This window comes from Flintibacter sp. (assembly GCF_046973065.1).
This window is the reverse complement of the sequence record NZ_JBKVXZ010000004.1, coordinates 1-19,924: the sequence shown is the minus strand read 5'-3', so window position 1 is coordinate 19,924 and position 19,924 is coordinate 1. Positions and strand designations below refer to the sequence as shown.

The 19,924-nt window shown below is 63.4% G+C and carries 24 protein-coding genes; 8 read left to right on the top strand and 16 right to left on the bottom strand.

Annotated features, from left to right (window positions below; all coding sequences use genetic code 11):
- Window positions 1–14 precede the first annotated feature (14 nt).
- The 4 genes from ACLTXB_RS02635 to ACLTXB_RS02620 are packed head-to-tail and all read right to left on the bottom strand — an operon-like array spanning window position 15 to window position 3,399.
- Entirely contained in the window at window positions 15–926 is a 912-nt protein-coding gene (locus tag ACLTXB_RS02635) for a GerMN domain-containing protein (RefSeq protein ID WP_287966677.1), read from the bottom strand.
- Window positions 923–2,359 carry a sensor histidine kinase gene (locus ACLTXB_RS02630; protein WP_025545192.1) on the bottom strand — a complete coding sequence of 479 codons (1,437 nt, stop codon included), beginning with the start codon at window positions 2,357–2,359 and terminating at the stop codon, window positions 923–925. The genes ACLTXB_RS02635 and ACLTXB_RS02630 overlap by 4 nt, the downstream gene beginning before the upstream one ends.
- Window positions 2,337–3,014 (bottom strand): response regulator transcription factor, encoded by a 678-nt coding sequence (locus ACLTXB_RS02625; protein WP_021749176.1) that lies wholly within the window; start codon window positions 3,012–3,014, stop codon window positions 2,337–2,339. The genes ACLTXB_RS02630 and ACLTXB_RS02625 overlap by 23 nt, the downstream gene beginning before the upstream one ends.
- Complete coding sequence (locus ACLTXB_RS02620) at window positions 2,995–3,399, bottom strand: ComEA family DNA-binding protein (protein ID WP_021749177.1); 405 nt, start codon at window positions 3,397–3,399, stop codon at window positions 2,995–2,997. The genes ACLTXB_RS02625 and ACLTXB_RS02620 overlap by 20 nt, the downstream gene beginning before the upstream one ends.
- A 118-nt stretch (window positions 3,400–3,517) precedes the next feature.
- Between ACLTXB_RS02620 and ACLTXB_RS02615 the strand changes: the two genes are divergently transcribed.
- Window positions 3,518–4,882 carry a D-alanyl-D-alanine carboxypeptidase family protein gene (locus tag ACLTXB_RS02615; protein ID WP_287553551.1) on the top strand — a complete coding sequence of 455 codons (1,365 nt, stop codon included), beginning with the start codon at window positions 3,518–3,520 and terminating at the stop codon, window positions 4,880–4,882.
- Window positions 4,883–5,051: 169 nt separating this feature from the next.
- On the opposite strand, the gene ACLTXB_RS02610 is transcribed toward ACLTXB_RS02615, so the two are convergent.
- The 3 genes from ACLTXB_RS02610 to ACLTXB_RS02600 all read right to left on the bottom strand — a co-directional run bounded on the left by ACLTXB_RS02610 (window position 5,052) and on the right by ACLTXB_RS02600 (window position 6,634).
- The gene (locus tag ACLTXB_RS02610; RefSeq protein ID WP_412260942.1) at window positions 5,052–5,564 is read right to left on the bottom strand and encodes a nitroreductase family protein; all 513 of its coding nucleotides are present in this window, start codon (window positions 5,562–5,564) and stop codon (window positions 5,052–5,054) included.
- 71 nt (window positions 5,565–5,635) lie between these two features.
- Window positions 5,636–6,181: a hypothetical protein gene (locus ACLTXB_RS02605; RefSeq protein ID WP_412260940.1), complete on the bottom strand. Its 546-nt coding sequence runs from the start codon at window positions 6,179–6,181 to the stop codon at window positions 5,636–5,638.
- Between the two features lie 12 nt (window positions 6,182–6,193).
- On the bottom strand, window positions 6,194–6,634 hold the full coding sequence (locus ACLTXB_RS02600) for a cell wall hydrolase (RefSeq protein WP_276897309.1): 441 nt from the start codon (window positions 6,632–6,634) through the stop codon (window positions 6,194–6,196).
- 394 nt (window positions 6,635–7,028) lie between these two features.
- Between ACLTXB_RS02600 and ACLTXB_RS02595 the strand changes: the two genes are divergently transcribed.
- From ACLTXB_RS02595 to ACLTXB_RS02585, 3 genes are all read left to right on the top strand, one after another.
- Window positions 7,029–7,169, top strand: a complete 141-nt coding sequence (locus ACLTXB_RS02595) for a hypothetical protein (RefSeq protein WP_158629707.1) — start codon at window positions 7,029–7,031, stop codon at window positions 7,167–7,169.
- A gap of 28 nt (window positions 7,170–7,197) precedes the next feature.
- Window positions 7,198–7,866: a nitroreductase family protein gene (locus ACLTXB_RS02590; RefSeq protein WP_317335031.1), complete on the top strand. Its 669-nt coding sequence runs from the start codon at window positions 7,198–7,200 to the stop codon at window positions 7,864–7,866.
- Between the two features lie 62 nt (window positions 7,867–7,928).
- On the top strand, window positions 7,929–8,297 hold the full coding sequence (locus tag ACLTXB_RS02585) for a DUF4180 domain-containing protein (protein WP_021750834.1): 369 nt from the start codon (window positions 7,929–7,931) through the stop codon (window positions 8,295–8,297).
- An 84-nt stretch (window positions 8,298–8,381) separates the two neighbouring features.
- On the opposite strand, the gene ACLTXB_RS02580 is transcribed toward ACLTXB_RS02585, so the two are convergent.
- The 3 genes from ACLTXB_RS02580 to ACLTXB_RS02570 form a co-directional block, all read right to left on the bottom strand.
- The gene (locus ACLTXB_RS02580) at window positions 8,382–9,521 is read right to left on the bottom strand and encodes a glycosyltransferase (protein ID WP_021750835.1); all 1,140 of its coding nucleotides are present in this window, start codon (window positions 9,519–9,521) and stop codon (window positions 8,382–8,384) included.
- Between the two features lie 165 nt (window positions 9,522–9,686).
- Window positions 9,687–9,944: a TIGR03905 family TSCPD domain-containing protein gene (locus ACLTXB_RS02575; protein ID WP_021750836.1), complete on the bottom strand. Its 258-nt coding sequence runs from the start codon at window positions 9,942–9,944 to the stop codon at window positions 9,687–9,689.
- Window positions 9,945–10,119: 175 nt separating this feature from the next.
- The gene (locus ACLTXB_RS02570; protein ID WP_021750837.1) at window positions 10,120–10,299 is read right to left on the bottom strand and encodes a hypothetical protein; all 180 of its coding nucleotides are present in this window, start codon (window positions 10,297–10,299) and stop codon (window positions 10,120–10,122) included.
- Between the two features lie 249 nt (window positions 10,300–10,548).
- On the opposite strand from ACLTXB_RS02570, the gene ACLTXB_RS02565 reads away from it, so the two are divergent.
- Together ACLTXB_RS02565 and ACLTXB_RS02560 are read left to right on the top strand one after the other, a co-directional pair.
- On the top strand, window positions 10,549–10,875 hold the full coding sequence (locus ACLTXB_RS02565; protein ID WP_287553550.1) for a PadR family transcriptional regulator: 327 nt from the start codon (window positions 10,549–10,551) through the stop codon (window positions 10,873–10,875).
- A complete protein-coding gene (locus tag ACLTXB_RS02560) occupies window positions 10,872–12,278 on the top strand; it encodes a DUF2812 domain-containing protein (RefSeq protein WP_412260937.1) in 1,407 nt (468 codons plus the stop codon). The genes ACLTXB_RS02565 and ACLTXB_RS02560 overlap by 4 nt, the downstream gene beginning before the upstream one ends.
- 50 nt (window positions 12,279–12,328) lie before the next feature.
- Here the strand turns inward: ACLTXB_RS02560 and spo0A are convergent, their stop codons facing one another.
- Window positions 12,329–13,090: a sporulation transcription factor Spo0A gene (spo0A, locus tag ACLTXB_RS02555; RefSeq protein WP_021750842.1), complete on the bottom strand. Its 762-nt coding sequence runs from the start codon at window positions 13,088–13,090 to the stop codon at window positions 12,329–12,331.
- Window positions 13,091–13,408: 318 nt separating this feature from the next.
- On the opposite strand from spo0A, the gene ACLTXB_RS02550 reads away from it, so the two are divergent.
- Window positions 13,409–13,996 (top strand): NUDIX hydrolase, encoded by a 588-nt coding sequence (locus ACLTXB_RS02550; protein WP_273481781.1) that lies wholly within the window; start codon window positions 13,409–13,411, stop codon window positions 13,994–13,996.
- 91 nt (window positions 13,997–14,087) lie between these two features.
- A complete protein-coding gene (locus tag ACLTXB_RS02545; RefSeq protein ID WP_412260935.1) occupies window positions 14,088–14,516 on the top strand; it encodes a helix-turn-helix domain-containing protein in 429 nt (142 codons plus the stop codon).
- 76 nt (window positions 14,517–14,592) lie between these two features.
- On the opposite strand, the gene spoIVB is transcribed toward ACLTXB_RS02545, so the two are convergent.
- From spoIVB to ACLTXB_RS02520, 5 genes are all read right to left on the bottom strand, one after another.
- Window positions 14,593–15,660: a SpoIVB peptidase gene (gene spoIVB, locus ACLTXB_RS02540; RefSeq protein WP_287224536.1), complete on the bottom strand. Its 1,068-nt coding sequence runs from the start codon at window positions 15,658–15,660 to the stop codon at window positions 14,593–14,595.
- Between the two features lie 190 nt (window positions 15,661–15,850).
- On the bottom strand, window positions 15,851–16,972 hold the full coding sequence (gene ftsZ, locus ACLTXB_RS02535; protein WP_317336065.1) for a cell division protein FtsZ: 1,122 nt from the start codon (window positions 16,970–16,972) through the stop codon (window positions 15,851–15,853).
- Window positions 16,973–17,187: 215 nt separating this feature from the next.
- The gene (locus tag ACLTXB_RS02530) at window positions 17,188–17,949 is read right to left on the bottom strand and encodes a cell division protein FtsQ/DivIB (protein WP_021750849.1); all 762 of its coding nucleotides are present in this window, start codon (window positions 17,947–17,949) and stop codon (window positions 17,188–17,190) included.
- Between the two features lie 10 nt (window positions 17,950–17,959).
- Complete coding sequence (gene murA, locus ACLTXB_RS02525) at window positions 17,960–19,231, bottom strand: UDP-N-acetylglucosamine 1-carboxyvinyltransferase (protein ID WP_021750850.1); 1,272 nt, start codon at window positions 19,229–19,231, stop codon at window positions 17,960–17,962.
- A 64-nt stretch (window positions 19,232–19,295) separates the two neighbouring features.
- A partial coding sequence (locus tag ACLTXB_RS02520) for a UDP-N-acetylglucosamine--N-acetylmuramyl-(pentapeptide) pyrophosphoryl-undecaprenol N-acetylglucosamine transferase (RefSeq protein WP_428226090.1) occupies window positions 19,296–19,924 on the bottom strand: 629 nt, incomplete at its 5' end.

The window sequence follows — 19,924 nt, the reverse complement described above, 5'->3', positions numbered from 1 at the left end:
GGCGTCCCGCGCCGTCAAGCTGCGCTGAGATAAGGCTCCAGCACAGCGGCGCCGCCGTAGGCGGAGGCGAACTCACCGTCCACCAGATACCGCACCTCTTCCACTGCCCGCAGGGACAGCAGGGAGTCCGCCAGTGCCCGGAGGGCCAGGGACAGATCCGCCTCCTCCGGCAGACCCGGCAGAGCCGCCGTGGGCAGGTCCACATAGCACGTGCTCTCTTCCAGCCGGACGGAAGTCACCTGGAACCCCTCCGGAATGGCGGAGAGCCAGTCCTTTTCCTCCGTCCCCTCCAGCAGGGCCTTGACCACGGCCCCGGCCTGCGTGTCCCCCTCGTACAGGTCCAGTGTCATCTCCACCGGCGTCAGGCCGCCGGTCTCATCCAGAAAGTACAGGGTGGCGTTCAGCGTGTCGATCACATCCTCGTTGCTGGAAAACAGGACATCCCTGGCTGTGAAGAGCTGCCGGTCCCGGTAGGCCAGCGGCTGGCCCCGGACCGTCACGCTGACAGCGGAGATCTCCGGCAGCTGGGTCAGCGTCAGGGTGATGGCATAGTCTGCCAAGGCCAGCGCCACGCCGGAGAGCAACCGGTAGCGGGAGGAGAGGTCCACCTTGGCCCGGGTACCATCCAGCTCCAGGGACAGCAGGGTAGTCTCCTCTGGAATGGCGCTGGTGAGGGCGGCGTCCTCCGGTCCCGCCAGCAGCTCCGTCACCAGATACTCCGCCAGCTCCCGGGTGTCCCGCACCTCGCCCGACTCGATGTACAGCGGCTCCGCCCGCAGGGCATCGCCGCCAGGGGCGTCGGACAGATCCGCCTCCAGGAAATAGAGGTCGTATGTCTCGCCCTCGCCGGAAATGCGGGGCTGTCCCCAGCCGAAGGCCGCCAGAAGGGCGGCGCACAGCAGCACGGCAATCCATCGCTTTTTCATGTCTGGCCGCCTCCTTCCCGCCAGGGCCAGCGGACGGTGAAAACTGCGCCGCCTCCAGGACGGTTGGCCGCCTCCACAGTGCCGCCCCGCTTTTCCACCGTGTCCCTGACGATGGCCAATCCCAGACCCGTGCCGCCGGCAGCGCGGGACCGTGCCTTGTCCACCCGATAGAACCGCTCAAAGATCCGGGGCAGGTCCTCTTCCGGGATGCCGGCGCCGTTGTCCTCCACCGTCAGCACCACCTGATCCCCCTCCCGAAACAGGGAGACCTGGACCGTGCTGCCCGGCGGCGTGTACTTCACGGCGTTGTCCGTCAGATTATAGATAATCTGGTGGATCTCATCCCGGGTGGCCAGCATCGTACAGGTCCCCTCCGCCCGATAGGTCAGTTCCGTTCCCTTCTCCTGGGCCACCAGGCTCATCATCCGCATCACCTGCTCCAGCACCGGCAGCGCGTCCACCACCACCGGCCGCTCCAGCACGTTGCTGTCCAGCCGGGTCAGGCGGAGCAGATCCTCTGTGATACGGGAGAGGCGCTCCGCCTCCTGCCCGATGTCTGTGACAAATTCCCGGGCCGTCTCCCGGTCGATGTTCTCCGTCTGGAGGATGGAGTCCGTCAGCAGCCGGATGGCCGCCAGGGGCGTTTTCAGCTCGTGGGAGGCGTCGGACACAAAGCGGCGGCGGGCGTTCTCCGTAGTCTGGAGGCGGTCCGTCAAGCTGTTGAACTCCTGGGCCAGCTGGGCGATCTCGTCGCGTCCGGGCACCTCCGCCCGGTGGCTGTAAGCGCCCTCCCGCACCTCCCGGATGGCGGTGAGCAGCTGGCCGATCTTCCGGGTCAGCGCCCGGGACAGCAGGCCGCTGAGACACAGCACCACCACCGCGATGCCGGCGGAGAGCCGCAGTAGATTGCCCTGCAGCCCCTCCAGCAGAGCGGCCTGCTCCGTGTCATACTCGTATGCGTATACGGCGCCGATGATCTGGTTCTGGTACAGCACCGGCGAGGCCGCCCGGCTGCGGAAGGCCCCGCCCCGGTAGCTGCTGGAGAACACGTCGTTCCCCAGCAGGGCCTGGACGATCTCTGTGTAGAAGCTGTACTCCCCCAGGGCGTCGTTGGTCTCCCGGGTATCGTAGAGGACCTTGCCCGCACTGTCCGTCACCAGGATGCGGCTGAGGCCCGTCTCCTCCACCACCGCCATGGCCTGGGACACATTCTCCTCGGTCAGCCGGTCCAGACCGGACAGGGAGTAGACCATCACGGACACGCTGCTCTGGAGCGTGGTTGCCTTGGAGCGGAACACCAGATCCTGCGATACCCGCAGCGGATAGGTGTTCAGCAGCAGCAGCACGCCCGCGATAATCAGGATATAGCTCAGGCCGAACTTGAACTGCAGGCTGTCCCAGATCCTGCCCTTATCCTTTGAAATAGTATCCAACTCCCCACTTGGTCATAATATACTCCGGCTCCGCCGGGTTCTTCTCCAGCTTCTCCCGCAGGCGGCGGATGTGGACATCCACCGTCCGGTAGTCCCCGGCGTAGGCATAGCCCCACACCACGTTCATCAGATTCTCCCGGCTGTACACCCGCCGGGGATTGCGCATCAGCAGCTCGATCAGATCGTACTCCTTGGCGGTCAGATCCACGGTCTTTCCATCCCGGATGGCCACCCGCTCCTCCGTGTTCAGGGACAAGTCCCCCGCGGTCAGGACGGCGCCCCGGTTCCGCTGCGTGCCGGCGGCCCGCCGCAGCAGCGCCCGAACCCGGGCCTTCAGCTCCAGAATGTTGAAGGGCTTTGTAACGTAGTCATCCGCTCCGCACTCAAAGCCCATCAGCTTGTCCGCGTCCTCGCTCTTGGCGGTGAGCATGATGATGGGCACATTGGAGAACTCCCGGATCCGCATACAGGCCTCCTGCCCGTCCAGCTCCGGCATCATCACATCCAGAATGATGAGATCGAAGCGGCCGTTGCGGGCCAGCTCCACGGCGGAGGCACCGTCATAGGCGCACTCCACCTCGTACCCCTCGTTCTCCAGATTGAATTTCACGCCTTTGACCAGCAGCTTTTCGTCATCAACCACCAGAATCCTCATTTGTCACCTCTCCTTTGCCGTTGTCCACAGTGACGCGGTCCTCCAGCTCGGCGAATTTCGCCTCTCCGATCCCGCTCACCTCCATGATCTCCTCAATGCTCCCGAAGGGGCCGTTGGCCTCCCGGTACGCGATGATCCGGCGGGCCAGGCTCTCCCCGATGCCGGGCAGCGTGTCCAGCTCCTCCGCCGTGGCGGTGTTCAGATCCACCGGCGGGAAGTCCGGGGCGATCTCCTCCCGGGGGACCTCCGCCTCTGTCTCGATGACTACGCCCGGGACGCGATCCTGCCGGTCCCGAAGAGACAGGCCCGCCAGGGCGCACAGGAACACCGCCGTCAGCCCCAGCAGAATGATCTCACTTTTTGTCGGCCTTCCCCGTCCACTCACTGTTGAACTCCCACCCGTTTTTTGATATACTATGAATTGAAATGTCGAACCGCGGCGCTTTTCGCCGCCGCTGCCGCACGATGCAAGTTGATTATACCACAGATGGTAGGAGTTTGATATGAAAACACACCGCTTTTTCTCTGTTTTTTTGCTGCTGATCCTGGCGGTCTCCCTGCTGACAGGTCCTGCCTCCGCCGCAGAGGTGCCTGACCCCGCCATCCAGGCCAAGGCTGCCCTGCTGGTGGACGCCAACACCGGCCGCATGGTCTATGGAAAGAACGAGCACGAGGAGCTCTATCCCGCCAGTCTCACCAAGATCATGACCGCTCTGCTGACGCTGGAGGCAGTGGACAGCGGGCAGCTGTCCATGGACCAGCCAATCACTGTTACGGAGAGCGCCCTGGAGGGGCTGGCGGCGGATGGCAGCACCGCCGGCATCCGGGCCGGGGAGGTGCTGACGGTGGAGCAGCTGCTGGAGTGTATGCTGATCGTCTCCGCCAATGAGGCGTGCAACATTCTGGCGGAGCAGGTCAGCGGCAGCGTGGACGCCTTCGTGGGCGCCATGAATGAAAAGGCTGCGGCTCTGGGGTGTGAGAACACCCACTTCGTCAACACCACCGGCCTGCATGACAGCCAGCACTACACCTCCGCCTGGGACTTGTACCTCATCACAGCGGAGGCCCTGAAGCATGACGACTTCCTGCGGATCTGCGATATGAAGAGCGCCACCATCCCCGCCACCAATCTCGGCGAGGAGCGGGTGCTCCACTCCACCAACTACCTGATCTCCAACTGGCGGGCCTTGGGATATCTGGACAGCCGGGCCCACGGCGTCAAGACCGGCTCCACCTCCGATGCCGGCCACTGCCTGGTATCCACTGCCGCGGAGGGCAGCCTCTCCTTCATCAGCGTGGTGCTGGGGGCCGAATCCGTGACCTTGCCCAGCGGCGGCACCCAGGTCCAGAGCTTTTCCGAGACCTCCCGTCTCTTCGACTGGGGTTTTGAGAACTTCTCCTATCAGACGGTGCTGGAGGAGGCTGAGCTGGTGAAGGAGGTCAGCGTGGCGCTGTCCAAGGTGGACCATGTGTCCGTCCATCCGGCGGCGGATGTGGAGCTGTTGCTGCCCAAGGGCACTGATCCCGCCTCTCTGGAGCGGACGCTGGACCTGGAGAGTCCTGTGGACGCTCCGGTCACCGAGGGGCAGGTGCTTGGCACTCTCTCCCTCTCTCTGGAGGGAGAGGTGTTGACCACGGTGGACCTGCTGGCCTCCCATGATGTGGAGGCCTCTGGCCTGCTGCTGTTTTGGCGGAACGTGCGGAACTTCTTCAGTTCCACCGCGGTGAAGGTGGTTGGCATCGCGTTGCTGGTGCTGGCGGCGGCGCTGATCGTCTGGAAGCTGACGGTAGGCCGCCGGCGCTACCGGTACGGCCGTAGCGTACCCCGCCGCCGCGGGGGCGGCTACCGGGGCCGGAGGCGACATTGACACAAAAGGGCCCTGGGGCAGCATCCCCAGGGCCTTTTTACAGAGAGAGGCACAAAGCGCAGCTGTTGAGATACGGAATCCTCCCGCTCTGCTCTTCACTCTTTCCAGAAAATCCGGAATAGAATTCAGGGGCGCGCGGCGTGCGCCCCTGATTCTAGATCCCTTATTGTCACAGATACCGCACCAGCTCTTCCAGGGGCTTGCGGTCCGTGTGCAGGCGGGAGGGATGGGCGCCCTCCGCCGGATAGCCCATAGGCAGCAGGGCGATGGGTGTCAGCCCCGCCAGCTCCGGGAATGCGGCGTGGAGCTTCTCCGGGTCGAACATGCCCACATAGGTGGTGCCGAGGCCCAGGTCCGCGGCCTGGAGCATCATCTGGGTGACGGCGATGGCCGCGTCAATCTCGCCGTGGTTCTTGCCGTCGTCCTCCCGCTTCCAGGCGGTCTCCGGGTCGTATGCCACCAGCAGCATCACCGGCGGATGGAAGTGAGCGCCGGTGCAGCCGTCCACCTTTTCCAGCGCCTCCGAGCTCTGGAGCACAAAGATGCGCTGGGGCTGGAGGTTATGGGCAGTGGGGGCATTGCGGCCGGCCTCCAGCACGGCGGAGAGCTTCTCCGCCTCCACGGGGCGGTCGCTGAATTTCCGCAGAGAATAGCGCTCCGCGGCCAGTTTCGCAAAATCCATGGGGATGCTTCCTTTCTGATGTAGAGATACCTGATTTTAGCACATCCCCGCGGCCGCCGCAACTGTTTTTCTCACATCCCCTGGTTGGGCATCCAGCCGCTGCGGAGGACCTCGTCGCAGATGTCCCGGCAGCGGGTGTCGTAGAACTCGATGAATTTCAGGGAATAAATGTCCGAGACGATGTAGCGGTCCCGGCCCTCCTGGTAGATGGTCATATAGTCGTTGCCCACATCGTACAGAATCCCCTCCCAGGAGGTGGTGCTCTGGGTGCCCACCAGGAAGGTGGCCACCACGTAGTTGCCCACATACTTCTGAAGCATGGCTTTCAGGGAACCCCGGTAGGCTTCCTCCATGGAGATGGGGTCCGTGATGACCTCGCTGGGCAGGTGGTTCCGCATGTCCAGGGACCCCATAGACTGGCCGCCCTGCTCCTCCGCGGCGTTCAGGCGGTCCATAGGGCGGCCGGCACTGGTGACGGTGCGGCCGGGCGCCTCCGGCATGGGCGGGTCGGCGGGCATGGGTGTGACTTCACCGGACCAGTCCGTCATTCTGGGCGCGACCTGCGCCACAGGAGGCGCCCCGTTTCCGCCGTTGTAGATATTCTGATAGTGTGCCATTTCCAACACCTCTCAAGTCTGATAATACGCGTCTGTGGGATTATAGAAGCAGTGGTCGCCGATCCGGGTCTGCCAGTATCCCACCTTCGAGGGAAAGAAGGACCGGCAGGTGGGGCCGAAGGGGTTGTAAAACCACAGGGAATCCGCCACATCCCGCAGGCGGTTGCCCGCGATGGCCCAGTCGGCGATGTCATAGTGGATCTGTTCGGGTCTCATGTTGTAGATATTCTGGGGGTTGTAGGCGCCGCCCTCCGTCTCGCTGGCGCAGACGAACTGATAGGGCTGAAAGATGATATTGCGGATGCTGCCCTGCCCGACCCGGGCATACTCCCCGCCCTTGGCGTGGACCCGGTTCATTACAACACCGGCCACCGCCTTCATGCCGTCTTCACCCTCTCCGCCCGCCTCGCACTGGATCAGGCGCGCCAGCAGCTCCCGGTCGGAATAAGCCATTGGTCGATCACTCCTCTGTCGGGGCCTGCCATACGTACCAAACGCCGGTCCGGCAGACCGCCTGGCCCGGACGTTTCACCCTCAGGATATGCACAGGGACTGCAGAAGGTGTCAGCGGCAGCCTCCCGGTCCCGTGAAGGGGGGAGTCTCCCGGCGAAAAAGTCGGTCTCGATTTTTTCCGGATGGACCGGCCCAGCCGGAATGTGGTATACTGGATTCTCAGCGAACGAGTCAGGCGGCCGCGGCATGGAAAATACGCCTCAAGATCCCGCACATCTGCGGAGGGAGTTCCAGCCGTGCCGGAACCGATTCACCGCCTTTGGCGGCGAGACGCGGCAGGACCTGCTGCGCGTCCTGTTGTCTCCCCCGCCTGCAGGTTCTGCGGGAGACAGGCGTGATAAAAGCCCGAAAAGAAGCGACTCGCGTCTTCTACTATCTGGCCCTGCAGGACAGTGGGATCGAAAACGTAGCGCGCCTGTTCGCGGACATTCTGCAGATCCTGAGAAACGCTCCGGACAAGAGCGGCGAGGATTGACTGCGGCTATCACAGGAGGAATACAGTTATGGATTTGTTCGAGGCCATGGAGCACCGGCATGCGGTCCGCTCCTACGAGGACCGGCCCATCGCGCCGGAGGCGAGAGAAGCACTACTGGCGTGCATCGCCCAGTGCAACCGGGAGAGCGGGCTTCACATCCAGCTTGTTCTGGATGAGCCCAGGGGATTCGGAGGGCTTCCGGCCCACTACGGGAAGTTCTCCGGCGTAAAAAACTACATCGCGCTGATCGGAAAGAAGTCCCCGAACCTGGAGGAAGCCTGCGGGTACTACGGGGAGAAGATCGTACTGCGGGCCCAGCAGCTGGGTCTCAACACCTGCTGGGTCGCCATGACGTACAGCAAGGTCAAGACCGCCTTTCAGATCGCCCCGGGCGAGAAGCTCTGCCTGGTGATCGCGGTGGGCTACGGCACCACCCAGGGCACCGGACACCCGGTCAAGCAGCCGGAAGAGGTGTCCAAGGCGGATTCCCCTGTGCCGGACTGGTTCCAGCGGGGCGTGCGGGCGGCGCTGCTGGCGCCCACAGCCATGAACCAGCAGAAATTTACCTTCACGCTTCAAGGCGGCAGCGTGGCCGCGAAAGCCGGAACCGGCTTTTACACCAAGGTGGACCTGGGCATTGCCAAATACCATTTTGAAATCGGAGCGGGGACCGCGCAGTTCCGCTGGGCTCCCTGACAGGACAGGGAGCCGGTCTTCCGGCAGCCTCCGGGCCTTCCGCCCCTGTCAGGAGGATTTTGATGAATATCGAAACCATACAAGCCCCGCGGGGCGCCATCGCAGTGCTCTCCGGCGGGAAGGTGCAGATCACGGACGCGGGTGCGGCCCTGGACCTGGCCATGTCCGTCCGGTATGAGACCGGCGCGTCCAGGCTGGCCATCGACAAGCGCCTGGTGTGCAGCGACTTTTTCATTCTCAGCACCGGCGTGGCGGGAGACATCCTGCAGAAGCTGATGAACTACCGGTTCAAGGCCGCCATTTACGGCGACTACTCCCACTACGCCAGCAAGCCGCTGCGTGACTTTATCCGCGAGTCCAATCATGGCAAAGACTTCTTTTTCGTGTCCACCATGGAGGAGGCCGTCCAGCGGCTGACGGACGCGGAGTGAGCAGCCCCGCGGCGGCGCAAAAGGGACGGCAGCGATTTCGCTGCCGTCCCTTTGGTTCTTCTGCGTGTTCGGTTTTCCGGGCGCTTAGGCTTTCGCCCCCCGCTGCTCCGCAATGGCCTGACGGAACATCTCCTCCGTCTGGCGGATGGACTCCTCCAGAGAGTACTGTCTGGCGTGTTCGGCATAGCGGCGCTCCATTGCCTGCCGCTCCTCCGGGTGCTCGATCCACCAGTCGATTCGCTGGGCCAGCGCGTCTGTGTCCCCGGCCGGGAACAGGCTCCGCTCATCCAGGGCGAACTGGGGCGTGGCGGACCGGGGGGAATCGGCGATCACCGGCACCAGGCCGCAGGCAAATGCCTCCATACAGCTCATAGCCTCGATCTCCGCGTCGGAGGTGTGGACGTACAGATCCGCCATGTGGAGGATCTCCAGCAGGCGGGCAGGCTCATAGAACTCCATGACGATGGGATTGGGGAGCTTCTCCGCCAGACGGCGGTATTTTTTCTCCAGCGGACCCTTTCCTGCCAGGATCACCTGGATCTCCCGGGCGTGGCGGGACTTGGCGCAGGCGTCGATCAGCTCATCCTGACGCTTTTCCCCGGCGTAGCGGCCCACCATCAGCACATTGAAGAGGCCCTGCATCCAGGGTTCCTTTTCCCGCTTGCCGTAGATGTACTCCGGGCTGATGCCGTTGGAGATCACGTGGAGCCGGGCGGTGTAGCCGTGTTGGCGGAGCTGGTTCGCAATCATATTGCTGGGGCAGTGGATGTGGGTGAACCGGTTGAAGAACGTATCCCGGAAGCGGTTGTATACAAAGTCGTTGACGCGCCTGCTGTTGCCCATGTGCAGGGTGAAGGTGATGTTCTCCGGCTGGCAGTGGAAGGCCGCCGTGTGAGGGATGCCCAGCTTTTCCACATGCTTCAGGCCCATGATGCCCAGGGGTGACGGCATCATGAAATGCACCACGTCCGCCCAGGCCGCCGCCTTTTCAAACACATGGCGGTTGGGGATGGCCAGCCGCATCCCCTGGCTGGTGATGAGATGCTCCACCACTGGAAAGAACCTCATCTGCCGCACGGCGTACTTGTAGTCCGCGGGCTTGCCGGTGGCGATGACCCGCACCTCGTTGCCGTGGTTCTTCAGCGCCTGGGCAAAACGCCGTGCGCTGATGGTGGTGCCGTTATTCGCGTCGTCAAACTGGTCGATGACCAAAACGATCTTCATAAACGTCTGAACCGTCTTTCTTTGGTTTGGCGGCGCTTCCGCCGCTAACGGTTTAGTTTACCATGTTTTTCATCGCTTGTCCAGGGAATTTCGTCGCCTGCGGGATCTCTGAACGGACTCTGAACAACAGGCCCCGCGGCAGGTGCCGCAGGGCCTGTCTCAGGCTTATTTCTGTTTGGCCAGGGCGGACTCCAGCCCGCAGGCGAACTGGTCTGGGCAGGAGGTGCTCTTGGCACCGCAGCGGATGCCCTTCAAACGGTGGATCGCCTCCTGGGCAGGCATCCCCACCACCAGGGCGGAAATCCCCTGGAGGTTGCCGCTGCAGCCGCCCAGGACCTCCATCTTCTGGATGATGCCGGCGTCATCCACCTCCACGCGCATCTCCTGGGAGCAGACGCCCCGGGGACGGAACGTATACGTCATGGTCGAAATCTCCTCTTTTCATGATATTGCCCGTTTAGGATATCACATCCCGCCGGGAATGGCAAGAGGCGGCACAATTTGAAGAAGGGGGGAAATCCTCCGTCATTTCAGCGGAACATGCGGCGGTTCCTTTCCGTTCCCCAACTGTCAGGGTCCATTCCTGCCGTTTCGGATTTCAGGCAAAGCGCGATGCAAGCACAGCCATGATAGATACCAGCAGCAGGCCGCTGCACAAAGCCAGTATTACCAACATTGCTTTTCTGAGCTTTCTATTTGCCTTGACGGCTCTGTCTATCCGGTCCGAAAAGATCAGAAGGAAAAAAGCAGGAATCAGAAACCACCAGTATATCTGCATGTAATTTGCCTCCTGCCCAATCCGCCGAATGGGTCTTGCCCGTCCGGGAAACCTGTATTTTTTATTTTATCAGATCATCTGATCCGGATCAAGGCCGCCTGGCGAAGGCGGCAGCGTTTGCGTCATCATCAGTTATCTCGAAAAGAGACTGCAGGCGGGATAAAGAATCCCGGCTTGACAATATCGATATTCGATGATATAGTGGTCTCAAAGCAATAACGATATTCGATAATAGGAGGCGGCAGCGCCATGGCCCGGGGAAAATTTCAGACCCTGACCGAGCAGATGTTCTACATTCTCCTGTGCCTGCGGCAGGAGCGGTGCGGCGCCGACGTGATGGCCTGGGTCGCAGAGGCCACGGGCAGCCGGGTGGCGGTGGGTCCGGGGACGCTGTACAACCTGCTGGAGCAGTTTTTGCAGGCTGGGTACATCCGGGAGACGAAGGTGGAGGGCCGGAAGCGGAGCTATGTGCTCACCCCCACTGGGCGGGAAGCCCTGGAGGTAGAGGCCCGGCGGCTGCGGCAGCTGACGGCGGATTATGAACGGCTGATGGAATCGGAAGGAGGCGCCCCATGAAGCACACAAAACGGGAGTGGATGCCCCTGTACAGCTTTTTGGACCGGAAGCGGGTCACAGACCATCTGGCAGACATGGCCGCCAGGGGCTGGATGCTGGACCGGCTGGGGACCTGGTCCTGGCACTACCGGCGGACAGAGCCGAAGCAGCTCCGGTTCGCCGTCACCTTTTTCGCCGGGGCCGGGCGGTTCTCTCCCGCTCCGGCGGCGGGGCTGGACACCTTTCAGGACTACTGCGCCCAAGCCGGGTGGCACCGGGCGGCCAGCTCCGACCAGGTACAGGTGTTTTACAGCGAGGATCCGGCGGCCGTTCCCATCGACACCGACCCGGCGGCGGAGCTGGAGAACATCCGACGGAGCATTGGAAAGCCCATGATGCGCAATTACCTGGCGCTGCTGCTCCTCTGCCTGCTGGAAGTGGCGTTTCAATGCTACCAGATTTGGACGGATCCCGTGGACACCCTGGCCAGCCCCACTGCCCTACTGGCGGCCACAGCCTACCTGCCGCTGCTGGTGCTGACGCTGGCAAGCCTGCTGCTCTACCACCGCTGGCAGCGGCGGGCCGAGGCCGCCGTCGAGGCGGGGCTGCCCCTGCCGGACCTGCGGAGTGCCCGGGGACTTGGCATTCTGGTGTTGATGTGGTCCGGACTCCTGATTGCAGGCTTGTTTGCCTCCATAAGCCGGTCCACTGGGATGGTCATACTGACCATCGGGATGGTATTGTTTTTCGCACTGGTCTATTTTCTGGCCAACGCCGCCCGGAAGGCTCTCCAACGGCTGCGGTGCCCGCCCTGGGCCAACCTCCTGGTAATCGTAGGAATCTGCATCGCCATGTTTGCGGGCGGGACAACAGGTCTGTTCGCCCTCATGATACGCAATGCCGGTTCCGGCTGGTTGGAGGACCATCCGCCGGTGGAGACCTACACCGCCCACGGCATGACTTGGTCTGTCTATGCCGATCCCATCCCCCTGCGGGTGGAGGACCTGATCGATATCGACTATGACGGCTGGTCCACGGAGGCGGATGTGGAGTGGTCCCCCTTGGCCGCCCACGGGGAGTACCAGCAGGACGCCCGGCTGGGGGACGGAGACCTGCCGGAGCTGCGCTATGAGATCGTCACGGTGAAGCTTCCTTTCCTCTATGGCCTGTGCAAGCGTGATTTCATCCAGTGGGTGGAGCGGGACAACGATCAGCTGCCCATGGAGTATTGGGAGGAGTACCGCACCGTGACTGCCGCCCCCTGGGGTGCGGAGGAGGTTTTCCAGCGGTACTCCGGTGCAGAGCCGGTGAACCAATTCCTACTGTGCTGGCCGGACCGGATGGCAGAGGTCAAGCTGCCCTGGGACTGGAGCTTGACGGCAGACCAGATGGCTGTCATCGGGGAAAAGCTCCTGCACGCCTGACAACAGCCGGGAGAGGATACCCTCTCCCGGCTGGTTTTCTATCTGTTTTCTTACGCTCTCCGGTCCTTCCGCTGCTCCAGCACCAGGCGGTCGGCGATCATGGCGATGAACTCGCTGTTGGTGGGCTTGCCCTTGGCATTGGAGACGGTGTAGCCGAAATACTTCTGCAGCGTCTCCAGATCGCCCCGGTCCCAGGCCACCTCGATGGCGTGGCGGATGGCCCGCTCCACGCGGGAGGGCGTGGTGGAAAACCGCTTGGCCACCTCCGGATACAGCACCTTGGTGACGGCGTTGATCACATCCATGTCGTCCACCGCGATCATGATGGCCTCCCGCAGGTACTGATAGCCCTTGATGTGGGCGGGCACACCGATCTCATGGATGACGGAGGTCACCAGATTCTTCAGCTCCGCCGGGTGTTCCTCCACCGGGGCGCCCCGGCTGAACAGCGCCCGCATCCGGTCCAGCAGGGCGTTCTCCTCCACGGGCTTTGTCAAAAAGTAGCTGGCTCCCAGATCCACAGCCTCCGATACCACGCTGTCGCTGCAGAAGGCGGAGATCAGGATGACCTTGGGGACCTTCCCCTCCTGCTCCCGCAGCTGCTTGAGTACGCCGAAGCCGTCCAGCCCCGGCAGGACCACATCCATCAGAATCAGGTCCGGCGCTTCCTCACGCGCCAGGCGCAGGGCCTCCGTCCCGTCTCCCACAGACCCCACCACCGAAAACTCCTCTGTCTCGTCTATGATCTTCCGCACAAGGGTGCGGAATTCCTCATTGGCATCTGCCAGCAATACAGTTCTTCTGATGTCCATGTCTTCCCCTGTCCTCTTTCCACAATTTTCGTTTACCAGGCACAAATGCTTCAGAGCAGGCCCCCTCTCCCAGCCGGAAAAAAGTGGGCGCTCCTGTTTACGACGGATTCATGAAGCTTCAAATCGCGTTTTCTATAAAGTAGCATAAACGGACACGATTTGCAACAAGAAACTGTAAATAACTTCCAAGAATCATTCGACACTTTCTGCGCCGCGCCTCCTAACTCCTTGTGCCGCAAGGGGTGCGGAGTCTCCCGGCAGCAGTGGCTTCCCTTTTGGACGGGGCCGTGGTACAATGGAGCCATCTCAAGAGAAAGGATGAGACATGTGACGCTGCTGGAGGAATTAGAAGCGTATCGCCCCTGGAATGACCAGGAGGAACGGGACCGGGCGGAACTGCTGCGGCGGCTGCGGAGCGGCGAGGCGCTTTACACCCGGGACAACGCTGCCGGGCACCTGACGGCCTCCGCCTGGGTGGTGAGCCCGGACCGGACACAGGTGCTGATGGCGTACCACAACCTCTACGACTCCTGGTCCTGGCTGGGCGGCCACGCGGACGGGGACCGGGATCTGCTGGCGGTATCCATGCGGGAAGTCCGGGAGGAGAGCGGACTCACGGCGGTGCGTCCGGTATCGCCCCACATTTACTCTCTGGAAATCCTCACTGTGGACGGCCACGAGAAGCGGGGCGCCTACGTCTCCTCCCACCTGCATCTGAATGTGACCTACCTGCTGGAGGCAGACCCGGCGGCCCCCGTGCGCCGGAAGCCGGATGAGAACAGCGCTGTGGCCTGGTTCGGTCTGGAGGAGGCGGTGGCCGCCTCGTCGGAGCCCTGGTTCCGGGATCGCATTTACAGGAAGCTCAACGCCAAGCTGGCGCTGTTCTCCGGGGAACAGGGGGGGTAACACCTCTGCAGCTCAGGGGCCATGTGCGTCTGCGTTGCTTGCCGCAACGGCGGTTCCCCTGGTAGAATGATCCCGGAAAGGAGGCAACGCAATGCTTGCAGAGAATTTGAAGGCCCTGCGGAAGGCCAAGGGCCTCTCCCAGGAGGAGCTGGCCGCCCGACTCCATGTGGTGCGGCAGACCGTCTCCAAATGGGAAAAAGGCCGGTCCGTGCCGGACGCAGACCTGCTGATCCGGCTGGCGGAGGAGCTGGACACCACCTCCGCGGCTCTGCTGGGGCCGGAGGTCCCGCCAGAGGCGGAGCGCGGCGGAACAGCGGAGCATCTGGCCCGCATCGCCGAGCAGCTGGCGGTGAAAAACCGCCGGGCCCGGCGGATCTGGAGGATCGTGGCCGGGGTGCTGATCGCCTTTGTGATGGTCAATTTATTGTTGATTCTATTGAGCTTTGCGGCGTTCCGCAGTTTCCAGGCGGAGGCCGAATCCACTGTCCAAGCGCAGGAACTCCCGCGCGGAGAGTCGTAAATCTGTATTGTAAAAAATTCCGGGGCGGCGGGAAGCAAAATGCTTCCCGCCGCCGCTGTCTGCCTGGGAGACCATGTCAGGCCACGGGTTCTTCTGAGAAATCTCCCGCTGCCAGCATAGTTTCCATCAAAATTCCATACCCTTTGCTTGGATCGTTCAGCAGGACGTGCGTCACCGCACCGGCGAATTTTCCGTCTTGCAGGATCGGGCTGCCGGACATACCTTGGACGATGCCGCCTGTGGCGGCCAGAAGCTCCGGGTCCGTCACAGAGATCACCAGGTCCCGGCCGTCTGCTGCATTCTCTACAACCTGTAAAATTTCCACATCATATTCCTGAACGGCATCACCCTCCACATTAGAGAGGATGGTGGCAGGACCGGCGTGGACTTCCCCGGCGGCCGCAACCGGCATGGGATCGCCCAGCCGCTCGGTGAATTCGCCGGGGTCCAGCGTGCCGAAGACGCCGCTGGTGGTGTTGGCGTACAGATCACCCAAATCTGTGGCCAGGTCGAAATCCCCCCGCAGCTCACCGGCCTCTCCGATGGTGCCCTTCTTCACCGCTTTCACGGTGGAGGGCAGAATGGATCCGGAGGCAAAGGGCATCAGGAGCGCCGTGTCGGCGTCCGTGATCCCGTGACCCAGAGCGCCGAAGGCGCCGCTTTCCGGGTCGTAATACGTCATGGTGCCGATGCCGGCCATGCTGTCCCGAATCCAGGCCCCAATGCAGTAGGCGCCCTTCTCGTTCTGTTCCGGGGAAACAGAGAGCGTCACGCTCCCGCCTTCCCGGCGGACCTGCAGGTCGGTGGCCGTCTCCCCATTCTCCTGGAGCAGGGATTGGAATTGCTCTGAGGAGGTTACGGAGACGCCGCCGCATTTGACGATGATGTCGCCGGTCTGCAGGCCGCAGTCATCCGCAGGCGTGCCGCTCTCCGGCGCCTTCACCACCATCACCCCGCGGGCAAAGAGCTTGATGCCCACCGTGTGGCCCACGGGGACCAGCATCCGGGCGGAGGTGTCCTGGTCCGCGCCGCCGGCCGTCACACCGGCAGCGCGCGCCGGCATGGCCGCGCACAACAGCAATGCCAAGACCAGCGCCGCTCCGCCCCGCAGCACGTGTCTCGCTTTTTGAAATGGTCCATACATGAAATCACCCCTTTCCGAAACGCGGCCGGCAAATCCGCTGATCTGCCGGCGAGATTATCATCTGCCGCAGACGGAAAAACACGCCTTGCAAAATGCGGAAGCAGCCCCATGGCAGGCTTTGACTGTGCCGCCGCGGCGGCAAAAAAACAGGACCCGCAGGCAAATACCCGCAGGTCCTGGAAAAAATCGTTCAATCCCGCTTATTGAAAATTTTAAAAATATCCTTGAAGGGGTCGTCCTCCGGCTCCTCCGGCTTGGGCACATCCTCTTCCTTCAGGGGCATGGGCTCCGCCGCGGCGCTCTGCTGGCCCGCGGCCCCCGCCTGGATGGGCGGCACCTTGGGCAGCTGCTCCGGCACCTTGTCAAAGCCGGTGGCGATGACGGTGACCCGGATCTCGTCGTCCAGCGTCTCGTCGAAGGTGGCGCCGAAGATGGTGAGCGCATCGGGATGGACCGCCGCCTGGACCAAGCTGGCGGCCTGTTCCACCTCCTCCAGACCGATGTCCATGGAGCCGGTGACATTGATGAGCACGCCCTTGGCCCCCTCGATGGAGGTCTCCAGCAGGGGGCTGGAAATGGCCATCTTGGCGGCCTCCTCGGCCTTGCCCTTGCCGGCGGCCCGACCCACGCCCATGTGGGCCATGCCGGCGTTCTTCATGATGGCGGTGACGTCCGCGAAGTCCAGGTTGATGAAGCCGGTATCCCGGATCAGGTCTGAGATGGACTGCACCGCCTGGCGCAGCACGTCGTCTGCGATCTCGAAGGCGTTTGCAAAGGTGATCTTCTGGTCCGTGGCGTGCTTCAGCCGCTCGTTGGGGATGATGACCAGGGAGTCCACCTTGTCCTTCAGCTCCGCGATGCCGGCCTCTGCCTGCTGCATCCGCCGGCGGCCCTCAAACCCGAAGGGCTTGGTGACCACCGCCACGGTGAGGATATCCATTTCCTTGGCGATCTCCGCCACGATGGGGGCACCGCCGGTGCCGGTGCCGCCGCCCATGCCCGCGGTGATGAACACCATGTCCGTGTCCTCCAGCGCCTTGGCGATCTGGTTACGGCTCTCCTCCGCGCTCTTGCGGCCCACCTCGGGGTCGGATCCGGCGCCCTGACCGTGGGTCAGCTTTTCGCCGATCTGGATCTTATAGGTGGCGCTGGATACGTTCAGCGCCTGCTTGTCGGTATTGACCGCCACAAAGTCCACGCCCTTGGTGCCGCTGCGGACCATGCGGTTGACCACATTGTTGCCGCCGCCGCCCACGCCGATGACCTTGATATTGACAACGGTATCGGGACCGGTCTCCAATCCAAATGCCATATAGTGGTGCCTCCTACTATCGTTTGTGTAAAAAGGGAGGATCGTCCCTTTGGATTCACAATATCCTGTATCTCATAACATTTAGTTTATTGTATGACACTTTCGCCCTCTGGTCAAGAGTCCATCGGGCTTTTCCCTCAGATTTTTGTCCGGAAAAAGGAGGGGCGGCGGTCCGTCCCCCCTGTCTCGGCAATCTTCTGCCAAATCCGCCACTCTCAGTCCAGCGTGAGGATCGGCGGATTCAGGTCCAGGCGGATGCTGCCCGTCTGGTTGCTCTCCAGCTTGCTGATTCCCGCCTCCAGGATCTGCAGCATCCGGTCATAGTCCGCGTTGTACTCCATCTCCACAGAAAAGCGGCCGGCGTAGTCCATAGTCAGCCGGGACAGATCGTCCAGGTGGATGGCATCCACCCGGTCCGTCAGGCCCGCGGCGTCCAGCGCCGCCAGCAGCGCCAGCAGACTGGTCTGCTGATTGGCGAACTCCGTGGACAGGGCGATGTCCGTGCCCACCGAGGGGGCCAGCAGCTCACAGCCGTCGATCACCGCATAGTCCCCAGCCTGAGACGCTGGCAGCTGCTCCACGATCTTGCCCTTGGGACTCAGCAGCCAGGCGCTGCCGTCCTGGATCACCGCCAGGGGTGTACCGCACTCCGCCACATCGATCAGCAGAGTGTCCGGCAGCTCCCGCCGGATGCGGATGTCCTCAATGTCGATGTAGGGCAGCTGCTCCGCGATGCTGCGGGCGGCCTCGTACTTGTTCAGCAGAAAGAGGTTGTCGCCCAGCTGGATACCGCTGGCCTCGATCACGTCCTTTTCGGTGTACCGCTCAGTCCCCGTGACCTCGATGGTGTCCACCCGGAAGAACAGCGTCAGGGCCATCACCACGGCCGCGCAGATCACCAGCACGGACAGCAGCTTATAGAGGAAGCCGAAGTTTCCCCTCCTGCGCCGCCGGTTGGAATGTCTGCGTCTGGCCATGTCGTCTCTCCTACCCGTTTTCTGTCTCTTCCACGCGCACCGCGTCCGCCCCCAGAGCCCGCAGGTCCCGGGCCAGGTCTTCGTAGCCCCGGTCGATGTGGCAGATCTGGGAGACACGGGTCTCCCCCTCCGCCGCCAGAGCCGCCACGCACAGGGCCGCCCCGCCCCGCAGATCCGTACACCGCACTGGCGCGCTGTGAAGCCGCTCCACACCCGTGACCACCGCCACCCGGCCAGATACCCGGATGCTGGCCCCCATGCGGATCAGTTCGTCCACATGGCGATAGCGGTTTTCAAAGATGTTCTCCTCAAATACCGTGGCGCCCCGGCTGCGCAGCAGTGCCGCCATCAGCACCGCCTGCGCGTCCGTTGGAAAGCCGGGGTAGGGCGCCGTCTGCACCGGCCCCACGGCCCGCAGCCGCTCCCGGCACAGAGCCCGGATGCCTCCGCTGTCTGCCGTGACCGTGCAGCCCGCCTCCCGCAGGGCGGCGGTGACTGTGGACAGGTGCCCCTCCTCCGCGCCCCGGAGATAGATGTCCCCGCCGGCAGAGGCCGCCGCGCAGAGGTAAGTAGCCGCCGCGATCCGATCCGGCATGACCCGGTACGTACAGCCGTGGAGGTCCTGCCCGCCCTCTATGGACACGGCGGAGCTCCCCGCCCCGGACACCCGAGCCCCGCAGGCGTTCAAGAAGTTCTGCAGGTCCACCACCTCCGGCTCCCGGGCGGCGTTGGAGATCACCGTGACGCCCTCCGCCCCGCAGGCGGCCAGCATCAGATTCTCCGTGGCTCCCACGGATGGCATCCGCAGCACCACTTCCCGGCCCCGCAGCCGGTCCGCCCGGCAGTGGAGGAAGCCGCCCTCCTCCCGGATCTCCGCCCCCAGGTCCCGCAGGCCCGCAAGGTGGAGGTCGATAGGCCGGGGGCCCAGCTCGCACCCGCCGGGGTAGCTCAGGTCCGCCTGCCCGCACCGGGCCAGGATCGCCCCCAGGAAAATGGCGGAGGAGCGCATCTCCCGCATGAGTACATCCGAAATCTCACAGCGGCGCAGGGCGGTGGTGTCCACCGCCAGAGCATCCGCCTCCCAATGGGCGTCGCAGCCCAGATGCCGCAGGATGCGGATGGAGGCGTCCACATCCCGCAGCCGGGGGCAGCCCAGCAGCGCCACCTGCCCCCTTGCCAACAGCGTGGCCGCCAGAATGGGCAGGACGCTGTTCTTGGCCCCCTGGATCGTGACCTCTCCCTCCAGGCGGCGGCCGCCTCGCACCGACAAAAGCTGGCTCATATCCGTTCCCCTCCGAATCCAGAATGGTTCAACAGTCCATCCTATGGCCGGCGGGGTTTCGTGGTTACTGGCAGATTTCCAGCACGGTTTGATAAATTCGCTCTGTGGCGTCCCGGATTCCCAGGGCGGACATGGCCCGCTCCATGGAGGCCCGGCGCGCTCCGTCATGAAGGATGCCGCAGGCCGCCTGGAACAGCGCCTGACCGGAGCAGTCCTTCTCCAGCAGCACCGCGGCACCGCCGGCGTTTTCCAGGACCCTCGCGTTTTTTTCCTGGTGGTTGTTGGTAACATAGGGGGACGGCACGATCAGCGCCGGGACCCCCAGTGCCGTCAGCTCGCTGATGGTGGAGGCCCCCGCCCGGCAGAGCACCAGATCCGCCGCCCGCATGACGGCGGCCATATCATAGATGTACTCCCGCACCTGCAGCGCCGGGTGGTCCGCCAGGTCCACTCCCTTCTCCCGCAGCAGCTTCAGCAGCACTGGATAGCCATCCTTTCCGGCGCCGTGGATGTGGTGGAAAGGTTCCTTGGCCGCCTCCAGCGCCAGGAAGTCCGCCATCTGCCGGTTCATGCCCGAGGCCCCCAGGGACCCCCAGAAGGACACAAGCAGGGGCCGGCCGTCTTCCACGCCCAGGCGGCGCTTGGCCTCTGCCTTCGTCAGATGGAAGAAGTCCCGCCGCACCGGCGTACCGG

Bases quoted from the DNA above. Each gene is read 5' to 3' on its own strand.
- ACLTXB_RS02575 (WP_021750836.1), bottom strand. From the start codon at position 9,944: ATGACGTATACGTTCCGTCCCCGGGGCGTCTGCTCCCAGGAGATGCGC.
- spo0A (WP_021750842.1), bottom strand. From the start codon at position 13,090: ATGGACATCAGAAGAACTGTATTGCTGGCAGATGCCAATGAGGAATTC.
- ACLTXB_RS02585 (WP_021750834.1), top strand. From the start codon at position 7,929: ATGAATATCGAAACCATACAAGCCCCGCGGGGCGCCATCGCAGTGCTC.
- ACLTXB_RS02545 (WP_412260935.1), top strand. From the start codon at position 14,088: ATGCTTGCAGAGAATTTGAAGGCCCTGCGGAAGGCCAAGGGCCTCTCC.
- ACLTXB_RS02590 (WP_317335031.1), top strand. From the start codon at position 7,198: ATGGATTTGTTCGAGGCCATGGAGCACCGGCATGCGGTCCGCTCCTAC.
- murA (WP_021750850.1), bottom strand. From the start codon at position 19,231: ATGAGCCAGCTTTTGTCGGTGCGAGGCGGCCGCCGCCTGGAGGGAGAG.
- ACLTXB_RS02560 (WP_412260937.1), top strand. From the start codon at position 10,872: ATGAAGCACACAAAACGGGAGTGGATGCCCCTGTACAGCTTTTTGGAC.
- ftsZ (WP_317336065.1), bottom strand. From the start codon at position 16,972: ATGGCATTTGGATTGGAGACCGGTCCCGATACCGTTGTCAATATCAAG.
- ACLTXB_RS02615 (WP_287553551.1), top strand. From the start codon at position 3,518: ATGAAAACACACCGCTTTTTCTCTGTTTTTTTGCTGCTGATCCTGGCG.
- spoIVB (WP_287224536.1), bottom strand. From the start codon at position 15,660: ATGTATGGACCATTTCAAAAAGCGAGACACGTGCTGCGGGGCGGAGCG.
- ACLTXB_RS02550 (WP_273481781.1), top strand. From the start codon at position 13,409: ATGAGACATGTGACGCTGCTGGAGGAATTAGAAGCGTATCGCCCCTGG.
- ACLTXB_RS02580 (WP_021750835.1), bottom strand. From the start codon at position 9,521: ATGAAGATCGTTTTGGTCATCGACCAGTTTGACGACGCGAATAACGGC.
- ACLTXB_RS02610 (WP_412260942.1), bottom strand. From the start codon at position 5,564: ATGGATTTTGCGAAACTGGCCGCGGAGCGCTATTCTCTGCGGAAATTC.
- ACLTXB_RS02635 (WP_287966677.1), bottom strand. From the start codon at position 926: ATGAAAAAGCGATGGATTGCCGTGCTGCTGTGCGCCGCCCTTCTGGCG.
- ACLTXB_RS02600 (WP_276897309.1), bottom strand. From the start codon at position 6,634: ATGGCTTATTCCGACCGGGAGCTGCTGGCGCGCCTGATCCAGTGCGAG.
- ACLTXB_RS02605 (WP_412260940.1), bottom strand. From the start codon at position 6,181: ATGGCACACTATCAGAATATCTACAACGGCGGAAACGGGGCGCCTCCT.
- ACLTXB_RS02570 (WP_021750837.1), bottom strand. From the start codon at position 10,299: ATGCAGATATACTGGTGGTTTCTGATTCCTGCTTTTTTCCTTCTGATC.
- ACLTXB_RS02625 (WP_021749176.1), bottom strand. From the start codon at position 3,014: ATGAGGATTCTGGTGGTTGATGACGAAAAGCTGCTGGTCAAAGGCGTG.
- ACLTXB_RS02530 (WP_021750849.1), bottom strand. From the start codon at position 17,949: ATGGCCAGACGCAGACATTCCAACCGGCGGCGCAGGAGGGGAAACTTC.
- ACLTXB_RS02565 (WP_287553550.1), top strand. From the start codon at position 10,549: ATGGCCCGGGGAAAATTTCAGACCCTGACCGAGCAGATGTTCTACATT.